The sequence below is a fragment of the Pedobacter sp. HMWF019 genome (genome assembly GCF_003061025.1).
Taxonomy (GTDB): Bacteria; Bacteroidota; Bacteroidia; order Sphingobacteriales; family Sphingobacteriaceae; genus Pedobacter.
The window spans coordinates 1-7,210 of sequence record NZ_QAIL01000185.1; the positions used below are offsets into that span (position 1 = coordinate 1).

A 7,210-nucleotide genomic window follows, 5' to 3' on the forward strand; every position below is an offset into this window, starting at 1 on the left:
GATTTTTTGTCACTATGTGTGGTATAATATTCTACACCCTGCACGAGTGAGCTGGCGCAATTACCTACGCCTAAAATTGCAACTTTGATTTTATTTTCCGGGTTATGCATTATAAAGGGTTATTATATAATATTTAATTAAGTAATGTAATAATTAAAGTGCGCAAAAATATTGAATCTGATTTATATTTTGAATACAGAATCGACAAAACAACATTATAAAGACGATAAGTGTTCAAACTTTGACATTTTTATAACGATAGATTCACATTAAGCAGTTTGTTTTAGGTTTTTGCTTCAACTAAAATTTGACTTTTTTAGTATCAGCGTATTATAGTCAAAATTAGAAAAGAATTGCTTTTAATCCAAGTTTGTGATAAATGTGACTTAAAAATGTTACTGAACAACTTGTCCTGAGATCAGTTTGAACTGTAAAAAGGTGGGTCAGCCAGAAATACTTCAATCAACCGGTTGATTGAAGTAACAATTTTGTGATATATGATTTGTGACATGCTGATATGGCTTCTTATTATGCCAATATAGAATACTTGTTTTTTGTGGCCACAGCCTTACTTTGCCAGGAGTTCAATAAGATTACTTGTCATCGGCAATGGTTTGTTATTGGTCATGGTTAGGCCGATTTTCATTAAATAGTCTCCGCTAAAGGTCTGTCCGTTTTCAGGAATTAACGAACGGATACCAGGCATCAGGTTGATTTCATTGACCTGATAGGACCTGTTTGGATCCAATCCCTCCAGTTTTACTTTATTGAAGATTTCTCTTGACCTTGGATAGAGATTGTAATAAAAGAGCATGGCTTTATCTTTAGTTTTTGAGGCATATAAAAGAGCCGCTCTATTGTTCTCGTAAGGAGAAAGGAGACGGTACTGGTCGCCCTGCCAGATCACCTCGCTCCAGTTTTTATAGTTGCTTACTGCGTTATGGCTAAACTGAAGTTCTTCGGGTTTCATGTCATTAACTTTGATGTCGTAACCCAATTTCCCCATCATAGCCACGTCTGTGCGGAATTTGATAGATTGTGTTTTACTCCAGGAGGTCACATGGGCAGCAATCGCCATGGATGGGAAAAACTGAGAATAGCCCCACTGTATATAAATTCGATCCAGTGCATCTGTATTGTCGCTTGGCCAGAATTCTGTGAAATAAGCAAGTGCACCATAGTCGGTCCTTCCGCCACCGCCAGAGCAGAGCATGATGGGTAAATGTGGGTACTTTAAGCGGATGCGCTGCATCATCTTGTAAAGACTTTTGGTGTAATCCACATATAGATTTGACTGTTCCTGCTTTAAATAGGGTGACCAGGTATTACTCATGGTTCTGTTGCAGTCCCATTTGATAAAGGCGATACCCGGATCTTTACTCATCATGTTGTTGACAAGGTCATATATAAAGTCCTGGACTTTGGGATTGCATAGGTCGAGGACCAACTGATTGCGCTGATAGTTTTCCTCGCGGTTGGGTAATTTGAGGATCCAGTCGGGATGTTTTTTGTAAAGTTCGCTTTGTGGGTTGACCATTTCAGGTTCCAGCCAAATGCCAAATTTGACACCTTTTTCTTCTGCATGTTTAACCAGGTAGCCTAAGCCCGAAGGCAGTTTTCTCTTGTCTTCCTGCCAGTCACCAAGTGCTGCCTTATCGTTATCTCTATGGTAGGTATTGCCAAACCAGCCGTCGTCCAGAAGAAACAAGTCGACCCCTAATTTGGCTGCGCCGTCAAATAAATGCACCAGTGTTTCTTCGTTAAAATTGGTGCCGGTAGCTTCCCAGTTGTTTAATAGGGTGAGCCTTGGCAGGTGACCGTCCATAAGGCCATAATTTCTTGCCCAATTGTGGAAGTTTCGGCTGGCCTGTCCCTTTCCTTCAGTAGAATAGGTGTACAGGAAAGCTGGGGTAATAAACAGCTCGTTGGCCCTAAGTTTATATTCAGAGGCGTAAGGGTTAATTCCGGAAAGGGTTCTCAGGGAGTTTTTTTCATCCATTTCAAATAGAAACTGATAATTGCCGCTCCAGGCCAGTGTGCCGGCGATAACTTCACCACTGTTTTCTTTTGCCGGCTGATTTAGGGACAGGAAGAAAAAGGGAGATCTGTATTTGTGCGCGCGGGTACCAAGCTTACTGTCAATAATCTTAATGCCTGGGCTTAAGCGGGATTCATTTTGAGCAACTTCTTTTGCCCAGTCTCCTGTGTACTCGGTGAGCCAGTATTGATCGGCATCGAAGTGCAGGAGAGATGAAGCATAATTTTTTAAAATAACCGGTGTCTTTTCACTGTGTTTTATCTCTGTCCATTGCTTGATCAGGTCTTCGTTATGGTAAGATTCAAGCTTCATCTCTACCTGGACCGGGTATTGTGGATCTTTAAAGGTAATGGTCGTTAAAGTTACATTGTTGTCTTTTTTTTCGATTTTATGGCCTGTAACCAAAAGATTGAGCGATGGGTTTCCGTCTGCATGTGTAAGTCTTATAGCGGGTTCAAACTGGTCTTCCATACCTCCGGTAATCAAAGCTTCGTGCCTTTTGCTGCTCAGCAGAGAAAGTTCACTTTCGTGATTGAGTCTGGGTCCGAAATAGCTCTGGTATAATTTATGGTTTTCTGCAAGTGTAAAAAGCAGGCAGGAATGTTTGGTTTCAATAACAATGGTATTGCTTTTTTGAGCTTGGGCTGCTGTACAACCCATTAGTAAAAGCAGGGTGTATAAAATCCTCATGGCTTTCATTCCGTTTCTTGGTTAAGGTTGCCATGAAGCTATTGAATGTTTTATAAAAGGCAAAATAAGAGGGAAAGCTGATTTAGGGTCAGGGCTTTTTGGTCAGGAAAATGTTACATGGAATTGCGGTTGTAATCTCCTATTTTAGCCAGTTTTTCCCTTCTGTAAATCTTGCAATGAGCATGGCGGCAACGTTATCTCCTGTTGCATTTAGCAGGGTAGCCATTGGATCTACCAGGGTACCTATGATCATGGCAGGTGGAAGGGCTTCGGGTGGAAAGCCATAAGCTGAAATAAAGAGCAGTTCGCCCACGTAACCACCGTTTGGTATGCCGCCTTCTACAATACTCACCAATACGGTCATTCCAAGGGCCAGTAAGATCACATCCGGGCTATTGAAGCTTTTACCGAACATGGCAAAGACTACGGCCATTTTGACGATAGAGGAAATGCTGGAACCATCTTTATGAAGCGTTGCGCCTAATGGCACAGTAACATTAGTAATATAGTCTGGAATGCCAATGTTTTTGCAACCTTCCATATTGGCGGGAATAGTGGCAATGCTGCTGCAGGTCCCCAGGGCAGTGGCAGAAGGAATAATGTTGTTTGGCCAGAATCTTTTAAGGCCTTTTATTCCACCGGCTACAAAGGCATACAAGCTGAAGATGAAAACAAAATAGAAGGCACCTACACCATAGTAAAGCCCGAGTGAACGGGCATAGGTTCCAAAAAGTTGTGGACCAAATACACCAACCTGATAGGCAAAATAAGCGCCAAGGCCTATCGGGCCAAGCTTCATAATGAGGATGAAAACGTTTTTGAATACCTCATTTCCAGCATGAAGAAAACGGGCAAAAGCGGCACCTTTTTCTCCTGCATGGAGGGTAGAGAAGCCAATCAGCACCGAAAAGATAATCATAGCCAACATGCTTTTTCTGGACAGGAGTTCATAAAATTCTCCGGTGGTGAAAAGTTTTGTGAGTTGTTCTCCAAATGGTTTCTTTTCTATGGTTTCTGTTAGGGGAATAACTTTGACGTGTTCATGAATGGGGAAAATATGAACTGCCAGTATAGTTATAGAGGCAGAAATTAAAATGGTAGCCAGAAAGACTGCAGACATGATGCCCATCATCCGTCCGAGTTTATTGGTGGAAGAGAGTCCTGCAATGGCAGATGAAATTGCAAAGAAAACCAATGGAATAACCGCTGTAAAAAGGAAATTAAGGAAAATATCGCCGATTGGCTTTAAGATTTCCACTTTCTTTCCGAAGATCAACCCAACAATGCTGCCGATAAGGATACCTATCAGTAAGAAAATAATTCCTTTGTAGTTTTTAAAGAAATTGTTCATCTGTATATCGTAATTTCTGTGAAAGATATTGCTAATTTAGTCATGTACAAAATATTACTGAATGAATTGGATCCTGACCGGTGAAATTGCTTATACGTTGATTGTTGTTGCTGTATGTCTGCGCATAGTCTATGATACCAGTACAACCAGTAAAACGCTGGCCTATCTGCTGCTTACTGTTTTCCTGCCGGTTGCTGGCATCGTTATTTATTTCAGCGTAGGTACAAATTACCGGAAGCGTAAATTGTACAGCAAGAAGATATCGAAAGATGAGACCCTGATGAGGGAAATCAGGAAAAGGATCTACCGCAGATCTGAAGGTATCCTGGCGCAGGATATACCTGAAGTAAAAAAATACAATAAGCTGGCCAGACTTTTATTAAACAGTACATTAAGCCAGTTGAGTGAGGAAAACAGTGTTCAGTTATTGGTGAATGGTGAAGAAAAATTTCCAGAGGTTCTTGAGGCATTGAAAGCTGCAAAAAACCACATCCATATTGAGTATTATATTTTTGAGGATGAGGTAATTGGTAACCAGATTAAAGACATTCTGATCCAGAAAGCTTTAGCGGGTTTACAGGTAAGGCTGATCTATGATGATTTTGGCAGCCGTTCGATCCGTAAACGGGTGGTGCCGGAGTTAAAAAAGGCGGGCGTGATCTGTTTTCCTTTCTACAGGATCCTTTTCATTGCCCTGGCCAACCGGATCAATTACCGCAACCATAGGAAAATCATTATTATAGATGGACATACCGCATTTACAGGTGGTATCAATGTAAGTGACCGGTATATCAACGATCCGGCAGGCAGAGAACAGCTTTATTGGCGGGATACGCATCTGAAAATTAAGGGCGAAGGCGTTTATTATCTTCAGTATTTGTTCATTTGTGACTGGAATTTTTGTGCGGATGAAGAACTTTTTCCGCAGAAGGATTTCTTTGCTGTACCAGAACCTTTGAGCAGTAAAGGAACTGTAGTGCAGATTGCCGCAAGTGGTCCCGATTCAGATAATCCAACCATTTTGTTTTCTTTATTGGAGGCCATTGGTTCTTCAAAAGAGGAGATCCTGATCACTACGCCTTATTTTATTCCGGGAGAAAGCTTATTGGATGCTTTAACGGTAGCTGCATTGAGTGGTGTTAAGGTGAAGTTGCTGGTTCCCGGCGAGTCAGATTCCCATACGGTTGATTTTGCTGCCCGGTCGTATTATGGTGATCTGATCAGTGCAGGTGTGGAAATTTATCTATATACAAAGGGTTTCGTGCATGCAAAAACGATGGTATGTGATGGTCAGTTGTCGATTATAGGAACGGCTAATATGGATCACAGGAGTTTTGAATTGAATTTTGAGGTGAACAGTATTGTATATGACGCTGCCTTTTCGGAGCAACTGAAAGCTGTTTTTTACGAGGATTTGAAAGGGGCTATACAGATTGATCCTGAAGCCTGGATGAAGCGTTCTATCTACAGGGAATTTACAGAGAAGCTGGCGAGATTAATGTCTCCATTGTTATAGAATTTTAAGGAATGATTTATTTGAGTATGCGTTTGAAATTTTGGAAATATATTTTATTGATTTTACCAATCATTGGTTTTCTAAAAGTGGAGGCCCAGGATGGGGTATCGGCAAAACTATTTGAGCAGGATAGTCTTAAGCTGATCGCCAGGCAATTTGATTTTACGGAGGGACCGGCAGCGGATAAAGATGGTAATGTTTTCTTTACGGATCAGCCAAATAATACCATTTGGAAATACGATACCCATGGGAAACTTTCCCTGTTTTCGGATCATGCAGGTCGCGCCAACGGAACCTATTTTGATAAAAAGGGGAACCTGATTGTTTGTGCGGATGAACATAATGAGTTGTGGTCTATTGATCCTAAAGGCCGGGTGAAAGTACTTCTTGGGCGGGTAGAAGGATTGGCTTTAAATGGGCCGAACGACCTATGGATTGATCCTAAAGGAGGCATTTATTTTACAGATCCTTATTTTCAGAGAAAATATTGGACCAGACAGGCACCTGAGATGAAAGGGGAAAAAGTTTATTATCTGGAGGCGGGTAAAAAACAACCTGTAGTTGCTGATGGTGATTTGCTTAAGCCCAATGGTATTATTGGAACCAGGGATGGCAAATTATTGTATGTGGGAGATGGAAAGGCGGCCAAAGTTTTTAAGTACAAGATAAGGGCAGATGGGGCAATTTCTGAAAAACAGGCGCTCATTGATCAGCGATCTGATGGGATGACCCTGGATGAGCAGGGCAATATTTATTTAACAGGCAATGGTGTTACCGTTTATGACGCTTCAGGCAAGTGGATTGGCCATATTGAGATTAAGGAGCCCTGGACTTCGAATGTTTGTTTTGGCGGTAAAAATCACGATATTTTATTTATTACAGCTTCAAAAGCAATTTATTTGATGCCAATGAAGGTGAAAGGTATGTAAGCAAAAGGTAATTTTAGGAAAGATCGGGTGAATGGGACAAATAATAAAAACAGTTTTTTTCTAAAAAGCGTTTCATAAGTATTTAAATCCTAATTGATATACAATGGAAAATAACAGTAAACTGGAAGAACTAGCAATCAATACGGTCAGACTTTTATCTGTAGATGCCGTACAAAAGGCCAATTCGGGGCATCCGGGAATGCCTATGGGGGCGGCTCCAATGGCGCATGTATTGTACAGTAAGTTCATGAACTATAATCCGAAAAATTCTCACTGGCCAAATCGGGACCGCTTTATTTTATCTGCGGGGCATGGATGTATGCTTCAGTATAGTTTGCTGTATTTAACTGGATATAAACTTACGCTGGATGATCTGAAGCAATTCCGTCAGTTGAACAGTAAAACACCTGGTCACCCGGAATATGGTCTTACAGATGGTGTTGATGTGACTACAGGACCGCTTGGACAAGGTTTTGCCAATGGCGTTGGCTTTGCAATCGCTCAAAAACATCTGGCGACGAGGTTTAATAAGCCCGGTTTTGATCTGTTCGATTATAGAATTTATGTGATATGCAGTGACGGAGATATGATGGAGGGGGTGACCTCTGAGGCGGCTTCCATCGCTGGCCATCTTGAACTGGGTAATTTGATCTATTTATATGATGATAACCATATTTCTATAGAAG

The 7,210-nt window shown here is 41.3% G+C and carries 4 protein-coding genes and 1 pseudogene; 3 read left to right on the forward strand and 2 right to left on the reverse strand.

The window, feature by feature from the left end; translation table 11 throughout:
• Positions 1–568: 568 nt before the first annotated feature.
• Together DBR11_RS11580 and DBR11_RS11585 are read right to left on the reverse strand one after the other, a co-directional pair.
• Positions 569–2,737 carry an alpha-galactosidase gene (locus DBR11_RS11580; protein ID WP_108552768.1) on the reverse strand — a complete coding sequence of 723 codons (2,169 nt, stop codon included), beginning with the start codon at positions 2,735–2,737 and terminating at the stop codon, positions 569–571.
• 130 nt (positions 2,738–2,867) lie between these two features.
• Positions 2,868–4,079: a dicarboxylate/amino acid:cation symporter gene (locus DBR11_RS11585; RefSeq protein WP_108552770.1), complete on the reverse strand. Its 1,212-nt coding sequence runs from the start codon at positions 4,077–4,079 to the stop codon at positions 2,868–2,870.
• Between the two features lie 61 nt (positions 4,080–4,140).
• Between DBR11_RS11585 and cls the strand changes: the two genes are divergently transcribed.
• From cls to DBR11_RS11600, 3 genes and pseudogenes are all read left to right on the forward strand, one after another.
• A complete protein-coding gene (gene cls / locus DBR11_RS11590) occupies positions 4,141–5,595 on the forward strand; it encodes a cardiolipin synthase (RefSeq protein ID WP_108552772.1) in 1,455 nt (484 codons plus the stop codon).
• Between the two features lie 26 nt (positions 5,596–5,621).
• Positions 5,622–6,524, forward strand: coding sequence for an SMP-30/gluconolactonase/LRE family protein (locus tag DBR11_RS11595; protein WP_108552774.1), 903 nt, complete (start codon positions 5,622–5,624; stop codon positions 6,522–6,524).
• A gap of 103 nt (positions 6,525–6,627) precedes the next feature.
• A pseudogene (locus DBR11_RS11600) lies at positions 6,628–7,210 on the forward strand (transketolase); the annotation flags it as partial.

Bases quoted from the DNA above. Each gene is read 5' to 3' on its own strand.
- DBR11_RS11585 (WP_108552770.1), bottom strand. From the start codon at position 4,079: ATGAACAATTTCTTTAAAAACTACAAAGGAATTATTTTCTTACTGATA.
- DBR11_RS11595 (WP_108552774.1), top strand. From the start codon at position 5,622: ATGCGTTTGAAATTTTGGAAATATATTTTATTGATTTTACCAATCATT.
- DBR11_RS11580 (WP_108552768.1), bottom strand. From the start codon at position 2,737: ATGAAAGCCATGAGGATTTTATACACCCTGCTTTTACTAATGGGTTGT.
- cls (WP_108552772.1), top strand. From the start codon at position 4,141: ATGAATTGGATCCTGACCGGTGAAATTGCTTATACGTTGATTGTTGTT.